17 protein-coding genes and 1 tRNA gene are annotated in these 17,460 nt (G+C 39.9%); 7 read left to right on the forward strand and 11 right to left on the reverse strand.

The genetic code is table 11. The features are described 5' to 3' along the window. Positions 1–8: 8 nt before the first annotated feature. From QT76_RS00225 to der, 9 genes are all read right to left on the reverse strand, one after another. Positions 9–746: a hypothetical protein gene (locus QT76_RS00225; protein WP_033616070.1), complete on the reverse strand. Its 738-nt coding sequence runs from the start codon at positions 744–746 to the stop codon at positions 9–11. After that, positions 746–2,023: a bifunctional phosphopantothenoylcysteine decarboxylase/phosphopantothenate--cysteine ligase CoaBC gene (gene coaBC, locus QT76_RS00230; protein WP_033616071.1), complete on the reverse strand. Its 1,278-nt coding sequence runs from the start codon at positions 2,021–2,023 to the stop codon at positions 746–748. The genes QT76_RS00225 and coaBC overlap by 1 nt, the downstream gene beginning before the upstream one ends. Beyond that, positions 2,020–3,003, reverse strand: coding sequence for a UDP-N-acetylglucosamine 4,6-dehydratase (inverting) (gene pseB, locus QT76_RS00235; RefSeq protein ID WP_033616214.1), 984 nt, complete (start codon positions 3,001–3,003; stop codon positions 2,020–2,022). Before pseB ends, coaBC begins: the two co-directional genes overlap by 4 nt. A 21-nt stretch (positions 3,004–3,024) precedes the next feature. Beyond that, positions 3,025–4,788: an OmpP1/FadL family transporter gene (locus QT76_RS00240; protein ID WP_033616072.1), complete on the reverse strand. Its 1,764-nt coding sequence runs from the start codon at positions 4,786–4,788 to the stop codon at positions 3,025–3,027. Next, entirely contained in the window at positions 4,785–5,402 is a 618-nt protein-coding gene (locus QT76_RS00245; protein ID WP_033616073.1) for an HP0838 family lipoprotein, read from the reverse strand. The genes QT76_RS00240 and QT76_RS00245 overlap by 4 nt, the downstream gene beginning before the upstream one ends. Positions 5,403–5,421: 19 nt before the next feature. Beyond that, complete coding sequence (locus QT76_RS00250) at positions 5,422–6,027, reverse strand: LPP20 family lipoprotein (protein WP_033616074.1); 606 nt, start codon at positions 6,025–6,027, stop codon at positions 5,422–5,424. Between the two features lie 472 nt (positions 6,028–6,499). After that, positions 6,500–6,576: transfer RNA gene (locus tag QT76_RS00255), tRNA-Arg, on the reverse strand. A 51-nt stretch (positions 6,577–6,627) separates the two neighbouring features. Further along, on the reverse strand, positions 6,628–6,912 hold the full coding sequence (locus QT76_RS00260; protein WP_001029077.1) for an HU family DNA-binding protein: 285 nt from the start codon (positions 6,910–6,912) through the stop codon (positions 6,628–6,630). Between the two features lie 141 nt (positions 6,913–7,053). After that, a complete protein-coding gene (gene der, locus QT76_RS00265; RefSeq protein ID WP_033616075.1) occupies positions 7,054–8,442 on the reverse strand; it encodes a ribosome biogenesis GTPase Der in 1,389 nt (462 codons plus the stop codon). A 76-nt stretch (positions 8,443–8,518) separates the two neighbouring features. On the opposite strand from der, the gene QT76_RS00270 reads away from it, so the two are divergent. From QT76_RS00270 to QT76_RS00300, 7 genes are all read left to right on the forward strand, one after another. Then, positions 8,519–9,400 (forward strand): hypothetical protein, encoded by an 882-nt coding sequence (locus tag QT76_RS00270; RefSeq protein ID WP_033616077.1) that lies wholly within the window; start codon positions 8,519–8,521, stop codon positions 9,398–9,400. Positions 9,401–9,492: 92 nt separating this feature from the next. Further along, the gene (locus QT76_RS00275; protein ID WP_033616078.1) at positions 9,493–10,281 is read left to right on the forward strand and encodes a spermidine synthase; all 789 of its coding nucleotides are present in this window, start codon (positions 9,493–9,495) and stop codon (positions 10,279–10,281) included. A 1-nt stretch (position 10,282) separates the two neighbouring features. Beyond that, complete coding sequence (coaE, locus tag QT76_RS00280) at positions 10,283–10,873, forward strand: dephospho-CoA kinase (RefSeq protein ID WP_033616079.1); 591 nt, start codon at positions 10,283–10,285, stop codon at positions 10,871–10,873. A gap of 59 nt (positions 10,874–10,932) precedes the next feature. After that, positions 10,933–12,294 carry an Asp-tRNA(Asn)/Glu-tRNA(Gln) amidotransferase subunit GatA gene (gene gatA, locus QT76_RS00285; RefSeq protein WP_033616080.1) on the forward strand — a complete coding sequence of 454 codons (1,362 nt, stop codon included), beginning with the start codon at positions 10,933–10,935 and terminating at the stop codon, positions 12,292–12,294. Positions 12,295–12,303: 9 nt separating this feature from the next. Further along, a complete protein-coding gene (gene guaB, locus QT76_RS00290; protein ID WP_001223727.1) occupies positions 12,304–13,749 on the forward strand; it encodes an IMP dehydrogenase in 1,446 nt (481 codons plus the stop codon). 121 nt (positions 13,750–13,870) lie between these two features. Then, positions 13,871–14,551 (forward strand): F0F1 ATP synthase subunit A, encoded by a 681-nt coding sequence (locus tag QT76_RS00295; RefSeq protein ID WP_000401225.1) that lies wholly within the window; start codon positions 13,871–13,873, stop codon positions 14,549–14,551. 322 nt (positions 14,552–14,873) lie between these two features. Next, positions 14,874–15,122 (forward strand): RNA-binding protein, encoded by a 249-nt coding sequence (locus tag QT76_RS00300; RefSeq protein WP_000790557.1) that lies wholly within the window; start codon positions 14,874–14,876, stop codon positions 15,120–15,122. A gap of 220 nt (positions 15,123–15,342) precedes the next feature. Here the strand turns inward: QT76_RS00300 and QT76_RS00305 are convergent, their stop codons facing one another. Together QT76_RS00305 and trxB are read right to left on the reverse strand one after the other, a co-directional pair. Further along, positions 15,343–16,164, reverse strand: a complete 822-nt coding sequence (locus QT76_RS00305; RefSeq protein WP_033616081.1) for a glycosyltransferase family 25 protein — start codon at positions 16,162–16,164, stop codon at positions 15,343–15,345. Between the two features lie 357 nt (positions 16,165–16,521). After that, entirely contained in the window at positions 16,522–17,457 is a 936-nt protein-coding gene (gene trxB, locus QT76_RS00310; RefSeq protein WP_033616082.1) for a thioredoxin-disulfide reductase, read from the reverse strand. Positions 17,458–17,460: the final 3 nt, after the last annotated feature.

The raw sequence follows: 17,460 nt of genomic DNA on the forward strand, positions 1-17,460 counted from the left end.
AAATTTTTCTACCCTAGTGTGTCCAATAAGCGCTCTTCAAAGGCAAAAAGCATGGGGGTTTTTTCGCACACGATTTCCACAAAAGAAAAGCCTAAAAGGGTGTTTTGAGCCTCTTTTAAAACCTCTTTAGTCCTTTGGAGGGTGGTTTTTAAAAAAAGTTGTTTCTCTTTTTCTTTCAAGTAAATAACGCCGCCAATTTCGCCCAAGTTAGGATACAGAGCGTAAAAATCAACGCTTTGTTTTTTGGCTTTCATCTGTAAAAAGGCTTTTTTGCGTTCGTTTTCAACCACGAAGCTTAAAACCTGCGATTGCAAGCTCAAAAGCATGTTGGCCGTATTCAAAAACTCTTGCGAATTTTTAGCATGGACTAATTTTTCGCTCAAAAACTCTTTGTATTCTTTTAAAGGGGTATTGTCTTTGGCGCTCAATATTTCTTTGATTTTATTCATTTCAATAGCGGGCAAATCGTCTAATGCGTCTAAGATTTTTGGGGCAGGCACTAAATTTTTAAGCACAATATCGCCCAGCTGATTTCTTTGCATAGTCGCAAAATAAGGCTGATTGATTTTTAATTCCTGTTCGCTTTTGGTGGGGATAATTTTATTGCCCACTTGCAAAAGAAAAAGATCTTTATCTTGTTTTTCTAGCACTTTTAAAAGAATGGGTAAGGCAGCGTTAAAATGGTGCGCGGCGTTTTTGGAATGAAGAGCGTTAAGCTGGTTTAGGGCGTTTAGGGCTTCTAGCATTAAAGGGCGTTGTCTTTGATAAAATCAAGGATTTTAAAACTCGCTTCTAATTTGTTCATAGAAGGGATTTTTTGGGTTTTTTTATGGCTAAAGAGCCACAATTCATTCTCTAACGAGCCAAAGGGGCGTGAATCTTTAATGAGATTCAAAGCGGCCACAGAGCAATCCTTGCCGTTATTTTGAGAAGGTTTTAAAAGATTTTGAGCGTTTTTGATAGCGTTTTGTTGATCGTCTTCAGCTTTAAAGCCGATTTTAACGAATTGATTGGGATTGACAGAAGCCAGTAAATCCTTATTTTGAACGCATTCAATGTTTAGGGTTTCGCCCAGTTCGCTTTTTTTAAGCTTATGGTTGAAAGAAGTTTTAGGCAAATAATCGCTAATGGCGGCTAAATTGAAGAGCAGGGGTTTTAAGGCATGTTTTTGCAAGTTTTTAGCGGCGTTATTTAAGGCGTTTTCATAAGAAGCGGTGTCGCTAACTAAAACGCTTGCGATTTCTTTAGGCAAAGGAGTGGGGAAGTTGGACGCAATCAAAGTAACTTTCGCTCCCTTAAAATACAACGCTAAAGCCAACGCGCTCGCTTGAATCCCGCTAGAAAGATTGCTGATGACTCTAACGCTGTCAATCTTTTCTATACTCGCGCCGCCCATGACTATAACTTCTCTGTTTTCAAAATAAGCGTCTTTTAAGAGCGTTTGAGCGGCTTTAAAAAGGATTTCTAAAGGCTCAGCCATCGCCCCATCGCCTTTAGTGTCGCATGCTAAAAGCACGTTTTGGGTGTCTAAAATAATGTGATTGGAATCTTTCAAGCGTTTTAAATTACTTTGAATGATAGGGGAATTGAGCATGTTAGTGTTCATGCTGGGGGCTAGGATTTTAGGGGAAGCGCAAGCTAAAAAAGTCGCGCTGATGGTATTATCCGCTAAAGCGTGAGCGATTTTAGACAAGCTGTTAGCGCTTAAAGGGGCAAAGATGAGTAAATCAGCACTAGCAGCGCATGCGATGTGGTTGTGGTGCAATTTGTTTTGGTGGTTGTAATACCATTTTTCATTACGATCATGCAAGACTTTATGATGGCTCAAGGCTTCAAAGCTTAAGGGCTTGATGAATTTTTTCGCGCCCTCACTCATCACCACTTGGATACTAGCCCCGCTTTTAAACAATAAGCGCACTAATTCTAGGGATTTATACGCCGCAATAGATCCGCTCACGAGCAATAAAACGCGCTTGTTTTCTAACAATCTTAAGGGGTAAAACAAATCTTCTAAAAAATTCATAGTAATTTTAACAAATCATCAGGCTCTAGCCATTGGTTGTTAGTGTGGCTGCTGTATTCAAAATCAGGGGCGACTTTTTGGCCTTTTTCGTGGAGTCTGGTGAGCGTGTAATCTTTAGGCGTTTGGAAGCTTATGGTGGGCTGAATGATAAAAAAGTCTTCAAATTCTAGGGCTAAATGGCTCTCATCTTTAGGGATCATCACTTCATGGAGTTTCTCGCCCGGGCGAATGCCTATGATTTTAGTAGGAGTATTAGGAGCTAGGGCTTTGGCGAGATCAGTCATTTTCATGCTAGGGATTTTAGGCACAAAAATTTCACCCCCATGCATTCTTTTCAAGCTTTTAAGCACAAAAGAAACCCCATCATCTAAGGTGATCCAAAATCGTGTCATGCGAATATCGGTAATGGGGATTTCATGCGCCTTGTTTTGGACTAATTTCTTAAAAAACGGCACCACGCTCCCACGACTACCCACCACATTACCATAACGCACCACGCTAAATTGCGTTTGAGAAGAGCCTTTAAAGTTGTTCGCGCTCACAAAGAGCTTGTCGCTGCACAATTTCGTCGCGCCGTAGAGATTAATGGGGTTAGCGGCTTTATCGGTGCTTAGGGCGATGACTTGGCTGATTTCATTTTTTAAGCATGCGTTAATCACATTGCTCGCCCCCATGATATTGGTTTTAATGCATTCTAGGGGGTTGTATTCAGCGATGGGTACATGCTTGAGCGCGGCCGCATGGATACAAATATCCACGCCCTCTAAAGCATAATTCAAGCGTTCTAAATCCCTGACATCGCCAATAAAAAAACGCATTCTGGGGTCATTAAATTCCATGGCCATTTCGCTTTGCTTCAATTCATCTCGGCTATAAACGATGATTTTTTTAGCGTTGGTGGTGTCTAAAACCTTACGAACAAAGCGTTTGCCAAAACTCCCAGTGCCTCCGGTGATTAAAATCGTTTGGTTATCCAACATGTTTTGATGGTTTGGCATGTTTTACCAGCGATAGCCTAAGGAAGCGCTAAAAATTCTCAATTGCCCAATGGTTGGGGATTGATACAAACTAGAGCGGTTGCTCTTAAAAGTGAAACTCCCCGCTACGCCTAAATCAAAGCCCCTAAAATTATATTTAGTCCCAAAAGCCACGGTATAGCCATTAGAATCCGGGATACCTATCGCGTCTTGGGGGCTTGGGGCTTGGTCATAATCAATAGCACCCATTAGACGCAAGCTTTTGCCCATGTAAGTTACCCCTAATCTAAAGGTGTTGGTGTCCCTCCAACCAGCCCCCATGTTCATCACGCTTTTAAAATTCGCTAGGCCTACCATTTTTTTAAGCGTTTCAGAGTCTAGTGAAGCCACCGTTCCGCTCAAGCCCTTGTAAGTGGCGTTCGCAAAATCAGGGGTGACTAAAAATTTATTCCCTTGACTCCAAAAGGTGCGCTCAAACACCCCCTCTATTCTTAAATGGTCTTTAAAAAATTGGTGGGCGTAGGCTAGGCTTAGGGTTTGGGGGAGTGAAACATTGATATTCAAGCTGCCTTTAGTCAAAACGCTCCCTAAAGAAGGACCAAGCTCTGTGATAGCCACTAAACCGCCTTTCATGTTAAAGGTAACTGAAGAATTATACACCACAGAAAACATGCCATGATCAAACACACGCAAACTCGAACCCACTCTATACCCCCCTGATACGCCTTGCCCGTTGGATTTTTGCACGACTTGAGTGGTGCCATAAAGATTCGCGCTCGCTTTGATTAAGCCGCTATAGCCCATGATTTTTTTCAAGCCGTTATAAAACTCTTGACAGCTCTGATCGCTCATATCCCCACCGGCTTTTTGGCAATTAAGCGCTGGTTGATAGCCAATATTGCCTAATAAAGTCATCATGTTGCTTGGCACTTGATCGGCAAAAACATTGTTGGGTAGATTTAAAATCTGTTGCGCGCTCAAAACCGAAGCGCCCTCTAAAGGCACATAAACGGTGTTATTAAAGCTCCCAGTCGCATAAAGTCCCCTTAAACCCACCCCCACAGAAAAGCGCTTATTAACAGTATAGCTCATGCTAGGGGCAAGCTCTACCATCATGATAAACACATCATGCAAAAATTCCCCCCCTTTACCATTCCATTTCATGCCTAACCCGCTAGGAGCGGTGAAACTCCCCCCAAAAGTGAAGCCGTTATGCGTGCGGGTTTTATAAAAGAATTTGGGTAAAACAAAATTAGTCGTGCCCGTCCAGCCATTCACGATTTGAGTATCAGGATTTGAAGCGAGGGTTACGACTTTTTGATTGGTTAGATTCATAAGCCCTTGAACACGATTGATTGCTTGTGATAAGCCATTGGTAGCGGCCGTATTGCCAAGTGCTTTAAGGATATTGCCAAGCCCTATAGTGTTGATGATGCCTAAAATATTTTGTTGGCTTTTATCAATTTCTAAACTCGTAACCGAATACAAGCCTTGATTAGTCGTAGGGACTTTAAAGCTAAAGGCCGGGATATTGATCACGGTGGTGGTCATTTCAAATTCGCTTCTGTTTTCACCCCAATCGTTAGTAAAGCCCATATTCGCCGGATTATAAAAGGAAGCATCAGCCCCCCTAGCCCCAGCGACATACGCCGAGCCTAAAGCCGTGCCATTCAGGCTTTGCTCTTGGATTTTAAAGCCATTGGCATAAGAAAGCAAGGGCAGGCTCAAAGCGATTAAATGGCGTTTTTTGAGCTTTTTAAAATAATAGAGTGGGGAAAAGTTTTTCATTGGAGCTCGCTGTCAGCGTTTTCATTATCTTCTAAATCCTGTAAAGAAGGCTCATAGGGTTCGATCCTAATAGCAATTTTTTGCGTCAAATTCTGGAAAGAAATCAGGCCATTTTTTCTTTCATAAAGGATAATTTCCCCGCTTTTTTGAAACCTTTGGATCACATATTCAGGGGTTAGGTGGCGTTTCCCTAAGCCTTTAAAAATATCCCTCCCTAAAACAATGTCATCAAACAAATCCCCATAGCTCACCTTACCAAACAAATCCCTTGCAGCAATCCATTTAGCCGAACATTTTTGGCTAAAACAAATGTTTCGTTTAGTCATATAAATGTCGCCCACTCTTTGGCTGAGCTTATAAAGGGTTACTTCAATATTATGGTCTTTATCGGTTTTAATCGTGCCGTAATCATAAAAGCGAAAAACCGGCGTGTTGATATAAATGAGCCTGAATTGGCGCAAGGCATTCAAAGTCTCTTCTCTTTTTTTATTGGCTTCTTCTTGTCTGATTTGCTCCCTAGTTTTGGGGGTTTGCTTAGAAAAAGGGTGCCTAGAGCAAGAGACAAAAAAAAGCGTCATGAAAAATAATAAAAAAGCGTTTTTAAAATACCGCATGATTATAGAGTGAGAGAGTTTATCCTCTCGCTCCGCTCAAAATACGATACCAAATCCTGCCGTCTAATTTAAGCTCCATGCTCACTTGACACAAGCCGTCTTTATAGATGGTCTCAGTGATTTCAGCGTTACGAATGAGGGCATTGACCCTCGTTTTAATCACGGAATTTTGTAAAACCATGTCTTTGACGGTGTCTTGAGCGTTCACCCTAATACCATACATTTTTTCACCCAATTGGCGGTAGCCATCAACAATAGCGGCTCGCTTGGCTAGAGCTAGGGCTTGAGAGGGCGAAATGGTGGATTCTGGAGCCACGCCCATGCCCACTGCGTTCAATTCAATGACATTATTAGGCGTGAGAATGGGGGTGTTAGGGATAGCGTTAGTGGGATTAGAGCTAATGATGGGCTGATCGTTATTCTCAATGCGAGGGCTAGGGAGAGGCTGAATGCTCTTTCTAGGGGTGAAATTGGTTGGGGGATAAATGGGAGCTTGCAAGCCGTTAGCTGAAGGGGGGATTAGCTGGGCGTTAGTGTTACGCTTTTTAAAAAGACTGCAACCGCTTATCAAAAGAGAGGCAACAAGCAACGAATTAATACCAAAAAAGGCAGTGTGCAAACGCATGGGCATTTTCCTTAAAATGAGTTCATCAAGTCTATTATATCATTTTTGAAGGGATTTGTCATGCGGATATTCTTATTAAGCTTATAAGGCTAGTGAGCTTTAAGTTTAAAGTCTAGGGGGTTATGATTTATTTTTTGGCTTTCCTAAAATTTTATAATAGGGATCACTCAATTTTTTAAAAAAAGGGATTTTAATGGCTTGATTTTATCGTTTTAAGGTTTTATTCTTATGATAAAACCCATTTTTTAAGTTTGATTTTTAAATTCATTTTCTTAAAGGGGTAGGAGGCATTTTGAAAAATTCTCCCCTACAACCCACAACTAAAAACCCCTTAAAGAGCGCTTTTTAAGAGGTTATCGCTTGTTTTTTGAAAGATCTTTTTAATTGTAAAAAATGCTTTGAATATTTTTTAAATAAGATAAGAAATAAAATAAATTTTTTTAAATTCCTATGATAGTAAAAATAATGCGAGTGGTGTCCTTGGCGGGATTCGAACCCACGACCTTACGATTAGGAATCATACGCTCTATCCAGCTGAGCTACAAGGACATAAGAAAGCAAGAAACTTTATTGATAAGCCCCTTGCTGAGTGGATCAAATTTACTTGCCTTCTTCAACTTTTTGTTTAAGGATTTTGCCGGGTTTGAATTTAGGTACTCGTTTGTCTTCGGTTTTATAAGTTTTATCGCTTCCTGGAACTTTACCCTCTTTGCCTTTTTGCTCTGCGGTTTCAAATTTGCCAAAACCGATCAACTCCACGCTTTCACCCTTGCTTAAAGCTGTTTCTACCGCCAAAGTAAAGGCACTGATCGCTTCTTCGGCTTCTCTTTTGCTGTTGTATTTACCCGCTTCTTTAACCAAATCAATAAATTCCGCTTTGTTCATGTGGATAACCCCTTTTCTAATAGATGCTAAAACCAAGCGATTTAACCGCTTAGCTTGACTGATTGAGCGGTAATTATAATCAAATCCTAAAGATAAATCAAGCAAAAACGCTTTTTTAAGGGGGTTTAACACATAAAAAATTTAATTTTGTTGGGTGCTTTTTTTATCTTTAGCGTTAAGGATTAAAGGCGTGCCTAAAAAATTAAATTCTTTCCTTAAGGTGTTGATCAAATAGCGTTTGTAACTGAAATGCAAGGCTTTAGGGCGATTCATTATAAGAGAGATTTGAGGGGGTTTGGTGGCAAATTGCGTGGCGTAATACACTTTCACTAATTTCCCACCATCGCTTGGTAAGGGGTGTTTTTGAGTGGCTTGAGAAATCACGCTATTGAGCAAGCTTGTGGGAATGCGTTTGGAAAAACACTCATAGACTTCTATAATTTTATGCTTGATTTCATCTATATGGCGCGCTTTTAAGCAGCTGGTTGTGATCACAGGGGCGTATTCTAAAAAGCGGAATTTCCTTTTTAAAGTTGCCATGATCTCTTCATAAGGGGCGTAGCGGATATCCCATTTGTTTAAAATAAGAATGATGCCTAAAGAGTGTTTATCCGCTAAGGAGCTGATCTTTTCGTCCAATTCCACAAAAGGAGCGCTCACGTCTAAAACTAAAAGCGCAATGTGGGATTTTTCTAAGGCTTTTTGCGTGCGTTCTAGGGCGTATTTTTCAATGCCTAAAATCTTACCCCTATGCCTGATGCCAGCGGTATCCACAAAGCAGATTTTTTGATCGCCTATGAGAATGGTTTCATCTATGGGGTCAATGGTAGTGCCAGCCACGCTAGAAACAAGGCTCCTTTCTTTTTTTGTGAGCGCGTTTAAGAGCGAGCTTTTGCCCACATTCACCCTCCCAATGATGCCTACTTGAATGATTTCTTCTTCTTTAGTTTCTTCTAAAGCGTTATTAGGGGTTTCTAGGCTTTCTAAAATATCCGCATCCAAATCTTGCTCTATGATTTGGTTTAAATTCAATGCGTTCAATACCGCATCAATTAATGCGCTAATGCCCCTATTGTGCGAAACGGAGATATTAAAACTCTTTGGCATGCCAAAAGAAGAAAACGCATAAGCTCGCTCTTTTTCTTTGTCGTTATCAATCTTATTGATCACTAAAAAGCAGTTAGGGTTGGTTTTAAAAACCTCTCTAAAAAGCTTGATGTCTTCATCGCTAGGGATAGACTTGCCATCCACAACATATAAAATCAAATCGCTCATTTGAGCGGCTTTTAAATTAAGGGCTTTGATTTCTTTAGACAAAAGAGCGTCTTTAGCCATGCCCCCTGTATCTAACAATTCCACTTCATGGCCATTCAATGCGATTTTTCGTTTATTAATGTCTCGTGTAGTGCCTGCAAAATCTGAAGTGATAGCGATCCTTTCTCTAGCTAAGCGGTTAAATAGCGAGCTTTTCCCCACATTAGGTTGGCCTAAAATCGCAATGGTTTTTAAAGTTTTATGGCTTGTATTCATCTTTTTTATCGCTTCAATTTAATCAAAATTAGATTACAATATTATAGTTATTTAAAGCTTAAATAAGGGTCTAGTATTGTTTTTAGTCAAAAAAATAGGCGTGGTAATAATGATTTTAATATGCTTTCTAGCTTGCTCACAAGAGAGGTTTATTAAGTTGCAAAAAAAAGCCCAAGAGCAAGAAAATGACGGCTCTAAACGCCCTAGCTATGTGGATTCGGATTATGAAGTCTTTAGCGAAACGATTTTTTTACAAAACATGGTGTATCAGCCTATAGAGGAAAAAGATTCTTTCGCCCAACTGACTAAAGATGAAAACGATTCTTTTAACCCCGAAACTTCTGTGATTTTATTGAATGAGCCAAGCGATAACGATACAAAAAACCCGCCTTTATACCCAAATGAGTCTCACAACAACACTAATAATGCCAATAATGATATAAAAAATCCGTTCCTTTACAAAAAAAGAAAAGCCAAAAATCCAAAACTCATTGAATATTCCCAACAAGATTTCTACCCCCTAAAAAACGGGGATATTATTATGAGTAAAGAAGGGGATCAATGGTTGATAGAAATCAAATCCAAAGCCTTGAAGCGTTTTTTAAAAGATCAAAACGATAAAGATCGCCAGATCCAAACTTTCACTTTTAATGACACTAAAACGCAAATCGCGCAATTTAAGGGCAAAATTTCTTCGTATGTTTATACCACCAATGACAGCGATTTGAGTTTAAGGCCTTTTTATGAATCCTTTTTGTTAGAAAAAAAGAGCGATAATGTTTATACGATAGGGGATAAGGCTTTAGACGCCATTGAGGTTTCAAAGTGTCAAATGGTGTTAAAAAAGCATTCAACCGATAAACTAGACAGCCAGCATAAAGCCATTAGCATTGATTTGGATTTTAAAAAAGAGCGCTTTAAGAGCGATACGGAACTTTTTTTAGAATGTCAAAGTTAGGGCGTTTATTACGACAATTTAGATTTTTTTGGGTAGCATGTTAGCGTTTCAAAGGCATGGATATTGTTAAAAAGTAAGCTAAGGAATGTTATATGTGGATCACCCAAGAAATCACGCCGTATTTGCGTAAAGAATACACCATAGAAGCGAAATTATTAGATGTGAGAAGCGAGCATAATATCTTAGAGATTTTTAAATCTAAGGATTTTGGTGAAATTGCGATGCTCAACCGCCAGTTATTGTTCAAGAATTTTTTGCATATTGAAAGCGAGTTACTCGCTCATATGGGGGGTTGTACCAAGAAAGAGCTTAAAGAAGTTTTGATTGTGGATGGGTTTGATTTGGAATTAGCCCACCAGCTTTTTAAATACGGCACGCATATAGATTTTGTGCAAGCGGATGAAAAGATTTTAGACAGCTTTATTAGTTTTTTCCCCCATTTCCATGAAGTGAAAAACAACAAGAATTTCACGCACGCTAAACAACTTTTAGATTTAGACATTAAAAAATACGATTTGATTCTTTGCTTGCAAGAGCCAGATATTCATAAAATGGATGGTTTAAAAAGAATGCTTAAAGAAGACGGGGTGCTTATTTCGGTAGCCAAACACCCCTTATTAGAGCATGTGAGCATGCAAAACGCCCTTAAAAACATGGGTGGGTTTTTTCCTATTGCCATGCCTTTTGTAGCGCCCTTAAGGATTTTGAGCAATAAGGGTTATATTTACGCTTCTTTTAAAACCCACCCCTTAAAAGATCTAATGACGCCAAAAATAGAAGCGCTAAAAAGCGTGAGATACTATAACGAAGACATTCATAGGGCTGCATTCGCTTTGCCTAAAAATTTACAAGAAGTCTTTAAAGACAATATCAAATCTTAAAATGATCTTAAAAAACGCTATCGCTCTCACAGGGGGGATAGGCACCGGCAAAAGCACCACCATTAAAATATTAGAATCGCAAGGCTATAAGATCCTAGATGCGGATAAGATCGCCCACCAATTATTGCAAGAGCATCGGTTAAAAATCGCCCAACATTTTGGATCAGATATTTTAGAAAAAGATATTTTAAACAGAAAAAAACTTGGCGCGATCGTGTTTCAAGATGCTCATGAGTTAAAATGGCTAGAGGATTTTTTACACCCCTTAATCCGTGAGTGCATGCTTAAAAAAGCCTATGAATTAGAAAAGAATCATCAAGCGTATTTTTTAGACATCCCTTTGTTTTTTGAAGTGGGGGGAAAAGAGCGCTACCCTGTGAGTAAAGTGGTTTTAATCTATGCGCCTAGGGCTTTACAAATTGAGCGCCTTTTAGAGCGAGACAAACTCAAAGAGGCTGAAATCTTGCAGCGCTTAGCTTGTCAAATGGATATAGAGCAAAAACGCGCCATGAGCGATTATATTATAGACAACAGCTCCAGTTTAAAAGATTTAAATAAGCGAGTTGAACGCTTTTTAAAAACGCTCTTATAAGCTCGTTTTGTCTCTAAGCATGTTAAACTACCATTAAATTTTTTAATAAGGCTAAAAACATGATCACTTTAAAACAAGCCCTTTCTTTATCCCAAGATGAATTAGAAACCCTTAAAAACGAAATTGACGCTAAGGTTAGAGCTTCAGATTTGAACGCTTACATTAAAGCTCCTAGCCTTAATGGCGCTAGCGCTAAAGGGGTGCCAATCCTTATTAAAGACAATATCAGCGTTAAGGGGTGGGAAATCACTTGCTCCAGTAAGATTTTAGAAGGCTATATCGCTCCTTATCATGCGAGCGTGGTAGAAAATTTGCACCAAAACAGCATGGCAGGGTTTGGGCTTTCTAACATGGACGAGTTTGCGATGGGAAGCACCACAGAATCTAGTTGCTATGGGATCACTAAAAACCCACGAGACAAAAACAGAGTGCCTGGAGGGAGCAGCGGGGGAAGTGCGGCAGCCGTGGCGGGTGGATTAGCCGTGGCGGCTTTAGGGAGCGATACAGGCGGGTCTATCAGGCAGCCGGCGAGCTATTGTGGGTGCGTGGGGTTAAAGCCCACTTATGGGAGGGTGAGCCGTTATGGTTTGATCGCGTATTGCTCTAGTTTTGATCAAATCGGGCCTATCACGCAAAATGTAGAAGACGCTTCTATTTTATTTGACGCAATTAGTGGGTATGATAGCAAGGACTCCACGAGCGCTAATCTCAAACCCACGCAAACCTTTAAAAACCTTAACAGAGACAAACGCTTTAAAATCGCTATCTTAAGAGATCACATTAAAGACGCGAGCAATGAAGTGCAACTCGCTTATGAAAACACCCTTAAAGCCTTGAAAGAAATGGGGCATGAGATTGTGGAAAAAAAGATGTTGGATTCGCATTATCAAATCTCTATCTATTATATTATCAGCATGGCTGAAGCGAGTTCGAATCTGGCCAGATTTGATGGGGTGCGTTATGGGAGAAGGGCTCAAAATATTAAAGATTTGAAAGAATTGTATCTCAAAAGCCGCAGTGAAGGTTTTGGCGATGAGGTGAAACGGCGCATCATGTTAGGGAATTTTGTCTTAAGCAGCGGGTATTATGACGCTTATTATTTGAAAGCCCAGCAAATGCGATTGATAATCAAAGAGCAATACAACAAGATTTTTGAAGAAGTGGATTTGATTTTCACCCCTGTTGCTCCTACGAGCGCCCACTTATTCAATTACCATGCAAGCCCTTTAGAAATGTATTTGAGCGATATTTACACGATTGGGGCGAATTTGAGCGGTTTGCCGGCTCTTTCCTTGCCGGTCGCTAAAGATCCTTTAGGCTTGCCCATAGGGATGCAATTCATTGCTAAGGCTTTTGATGAGCAAAGCCTTTTAGACGTTTCTTACGCTTTAGAGCAAGAATTAGATTTAAAATTAGATTAAGGATAGAAAATGAGAATTGTACAAAGGGCTTTGACTTTTGAAGATGTGTTGATGGTGCCTAGAAAATCCAGCGTTTTACCTAAAGACGTGAGCTTAAAGTCTCGCCTAACCAAAAATATTGGTTTGAATATCCCTTTTATTAGCGCGGCTATGGATACGGTTACAGAGCATAAAACCGCTATCGCTATGGCGCGCCTTGGGGGTATTGGCATCGTGCATAAAAACATGGATATTCAAACGCAAGTCAAAGAGATCGCTAAGGTTAAAAAAAGTGAGAGTGGGGTGATTAATGATCCTATTTTTATCCAAGCGCACAGGACGCTAGCGGACGCTAAGGCCATAGCGGATAATTACAAGATTTCAGGCGTGCCTGTGGTAGATGATAAGGGGTTGTTGATTGGGATTTTAACCAACAGAGACGTGCGTTTTGAAACCGATTTGAGTAAAAAAGTGGGCGATGTGATGACTAAAATGCCTTTAGTTACCGCTCATGTGGGCATTAGTTTGGATGAAGCGAGCGATTTGATGCACAAGCATAAGATTGAAAAATTGCCCATTGTGGATAAAGATAATGTTTTAAAAGGCTTGATCACAATCAAAGACATTCAAAAACGCATTGAATACCCTGAGGCCAATAAAGATGATTTTGGGAGGTTAAGAGTAGGGGCGGCTATTGGAGTGGGGCAACTAGATAGGGCTGAAATGTTAGTTAAAGCGGGGGTGGATGCGTTGGTGTTAGACAGCGCGCATGGGCATTCGGCGAACATTTTACACACTTTAGAAGAGATTAAAAAAAGTTTAGTAGTGGATGTGATTGTGGGGAATGTGGTAACTAAAGAGGCCACAAGCGATTTGATTAGCGCGGGAGCGGACGCTATTAAAGTGGGTATTGGGCCAGGAAGCATTTGCACCACTAGGATTGTGGCTGGAGTGGGAATGCCTCAAGTGAGCGCGATTGATAATTGCGTAGAAGTGGCGTCTAAATTTGATATTCCTGTGATTGCAGATGGAGGGATCCGTTATTCAGGCGATGTGGCTAAGGCTTTGGCTTTAGGGGCATCAAGCGTGATGATAGGCTCTTTACTCGCTGGCACAGAAGAATCTCCTGGGGATTTTATGATCTATCAAGGGAGGCAATATAAAAGCTATAGGGGCATGGGCAGTATTGGGGCTATGACTAAAGGGAGCTCTGATAGGTATTTTCAAGAGGGCGTAGCGAGTGAAAAATTAGTCCCTGAAGGCATTGAAGGGCGTGTGCCTTATCGTGGTAAGGTTTCAGATATGATTTTCCAATTAGTAGGGGGCGTGCGCTCTTCTATGGGGTATCAGGGGGCGAAAAATATTTTGGAATTGTATCAAAACGCTGAATTTGTAGAAATCACTAGCGCAGGGTTGAAAGAAAGCCATGTGCATGGCGTGGATATTACTAAAGAAGCCCCTAATTATTATGGGTGAATTTTAAAAGAAAGCAAGACAAATCGTTAAAAAACTCGTTAAAAAGCTTGGTTTAATGAGTTTTTAAAACTTAATTGCTACAATTAAGAAAATTTTCAATAAGGCTTAGAGAAACTTTTTCATGGAACACAGAGTATTTACTATTGCTAATTTTTTTAGCTCCAATCATGATTTTATCACCGGTTTTTTCGTTGTTTTGACAGCGGTTTTAATGTTTTTAATTTCTCTTGGTGCGTCGCGCAAAATGCAGATGGTGCCTATGGGGTTGCAAAATGTGTATGAAAGCATTATTAGCGCGATTTTAAGCGTGGCTAAGGATATTATAGGCGAAGAATTGGCCCGCAAATACTTCCCCCTAGCTGGCACGATCGCTTTGTATGTCTTTTTTTCTAACATGATAGGCATCATTCCTGGTTTTGAATCCCCTACGGCTAGCTGGAGCTTTACGCTGGTTTTGGCGCTGATTGTGTTTTTTTATTACCATTTTGAAGGCATTAGAGTGCAGGGTTTTTTTAAGTATTTCGCCCATTTTGCAGGCCCTGTGAAGTGGCTCGCCCCTTTCATGTTCCCTATTGAGATCATCTCGCATTTTTCTAGGATCGTGTCTTTATCGTTTCGTTTGTTTGGGAATATCAAGGGCGATGACATGTTCTTGCTCATCATGCTTTTATTAGTGCCTTGGGCGGTTCCTGTAGCGCCTTTTATGGTGTTGTTTTTTATGGGGATTTTACAAGCTTTTGTTTTTATGATTCTCACTTATGTGTATTTGGCAGGGGCTGTTTTAACCGATGAAGGGCATTAAACAAAGCGTCCTTGTTTGGCTTTGATATTATTTTTTAAAACTTTATTTTATGGTAAAGCTTAAAAGGATAGGGGGGGTGGTTTTGAAACCATGTTCCCCTTATCCTTTGATAACGCTTTTTAAAATTACCGCTTGCTTGTGTAAGTTCTATTTTATTATCAATACCCAATTTTAATAGCTTTTATAATTTTTTAAGCAATCATTAGATAAAATCCACCATACTTCTGTTTTGGATGTGTTTGGGTTTTAGAAGTGTTACTTTTTTATAACTTTTTCATATTCTTATGGGTATGTTGTCATTTTTTTACCGGAGAATTTTATCTTGAAAAACATTTATGTAGGGAATTTGGTTTATAGTGCTACCAGTGAGCAAGTCAAGGAGCTTTTCAGTCAATTTGGTAAAGTTTTTAATGTCAAACTGATTTATGACAGAGAAACGAAGAAACCTAAAGGTTTTGGCTTTGTAGAAATGCAAGAAGAGGGCGTTAGCGAAGCGATTGCTAAATTGGATAATACGGATTTTATGGGCAGAACGATTAGGGTAACCGAAGCCAATCCTAAAAAGTCTTAATCTTAAAGCGTTAGAAAATTAGAAAATAATTTTCTAATGTGCTTCGTTCTTTTAATGCGTCTTATTTAGATTGCTTATAGAAGCTAAAGGGGGTTAAAAACCCTTTTAAAATCCATTTAAAATTTTAATCCATTCTTAAAAGCGATTAAAAACTGGTTTTGTTCTAATCAAACAAGGACAACTAAAATTTTAAAACGCTCTTTAGTATTTTTATTATTGACTATACAAACTGCCAATATTTCAAATATTTAAAATGGAGTTCTCTCATTAAGGCGATTTTAGGGCTATAAGGTTCTTCTTTTCGCACTATCGTAGAGATCTGCTCATCATCAGCGATCACAAAAGGTTGTAACACCAGATTTTTCACGCCATGGATAAAAGTAGCGTCCATTATCGTATCCACAGGAACAACCCATTTTCGGCTGTGTTTCAAAAAAACTTTGGCAATCTTGGGCGTGATCACATAGCCTTGAGTCCCCACCCCATGACTATAAGCTTTAATGATCCCCACACGCTCTTGTATCTCGTGGTTTTTATGGCTCAATGGCTCACTTTTCACACTGGCTTCATACAATAAATACATCAAGCGGATATAGCCTAACTCTTGGATGTGTTTTTCTAAAAAATCCAAGCCCTCTTTAAAATCCTCTTTCAAGGTTATATCGTCTTCTAAAATACAGATCGCTTCATTGAGCTCTATGCATTTTTGCCACAAGGAATAATGACTCGCATAGCACCCAAGCTCCCCCAAGCTCATAAACTTCGCATGGTATTTTAAAGCGTAATAAAACTTAGAAACCTCACTGATGAGATTGGTTGTAATCCCCATGTCTTTGATGTTTTGCGTGATGAAATAAGGGTGTAAATGCTTTTTCACTAAGGGGTGCAACCCGCCTTCAAAAGTTTTAGAATAAATCGCATCAAAAATTTGCGCTTGGTGGTGGGTGGCATTGATGCTATTGAGTAAAGTCGTGGTGTCTCTAAAAACCAAACCAAATGTATCGCACACTTTTTGATTTAAAGAAATGATAAAAACACGCAAAGCTTAGACTCCCATAATTTTTAATAGAGTATATCGTTTTTAGGCTCTGTTTTACAATAAAACTCTTAAGAGAATAGGGGGTATTAAAATAGTTCTCCCCCCTACAACCCCCAACTAAATCCCCACAACCCCCTAAGGAGTGCTTTTTTGATTAAACAAGTTCTTTTATTATATTGATTGTAAAAAATGTTTTGAGCGTTTTTAAATTTTGTGATCAGTATTTAATTAAAACAAAGCAAGAGAACGAAATGACATTGCAATTAAACAAAAAACTAAAATACCTTACAAGCTTTGAAAATCCAATGAATGTTTGAAGCGAGAACTCATAACCCTAAAATCTAGGGCTATGAGCTTGATTTAATGGTGTTCTAAATAAGAAATCACGCTTAAAGCCGCCGTAGCGCCATCGCTTGCAGCGCAAACCACTTGCTTAGGGGCAAAAATGCGAATATCTCCTGCCGCAAACAAGCCTTCAACATCCGTTTTCATGGAAAAATCCACGACTATAGAGCCGTATTCATCGCATTTGCACAGCATAGAGCCGTCTTCTTGTTTCAACACAGCGTTATTCACATCATAACCCACAAAAATAAAAAACCCCGGCACGACTAATTCTCTTTTTTCGTTAGTGGCTGTGTTTTTAATGCTTAAAGAAGACACGCCAGAAGTATCGCCCTTGATTTCTTCCACCACATAAGGGGTTAAAAACTCAATCTTATCATTGTTTTTAGCATGCTCTAAAGTGATAGGTGCACACCTAAAACCATCTCTTCTGTGGATGAGATAGACTTTTTTGCAGATATTGGCTAGATAAATCGCCTCTTCTACGGCGGTATCGCCCCCACCAAGCACCGCTACTTCCTTATTTTTGTAAAAGAAGCCATCGCATGTCGCGCAAGTGCTAACGCCTTTACCCCAATATTCTGACTCGCCCTTGATGCCTGTGCGTTTAGGGCTACCACCGGTAGCGATGATCACGCTCTTAGCTTCAAAAGTCTTGCCATCTTCTGCCAAAATAACAAAATGAGAGTCTTTTTTAGAAACCCTTTGAACAGCAGTCATCTCATGCTTTAAGCCAAAGCGAAAGCACTGCTCCTGCCATGGCTGCATGAAATCCAACCCGCTCACCACTTCCTTAACGCCCGGATAGTTTTCAATCTCACTACTGCCAGTGATTTGCCCTCCAGGCATTCCTTTCTCAAACAAAACGGCGTTTTTAACACCGCCTCTAGTGGCATAAAGCCCTGCACTCAAACCCGCAGGACCACCTCCAATAATCGCGCAATCTATCATGGC

The sequence above is a fragment of the Helicobacter pylori SA37A genome, from assembly GCF_000476015.1.
Lineage (GTDB): Bacteria > Campylobacterota > Campylobacteria > Campylobacterales > Helicobacteraceae > Helicobacter > Helicobacter pylori_DB.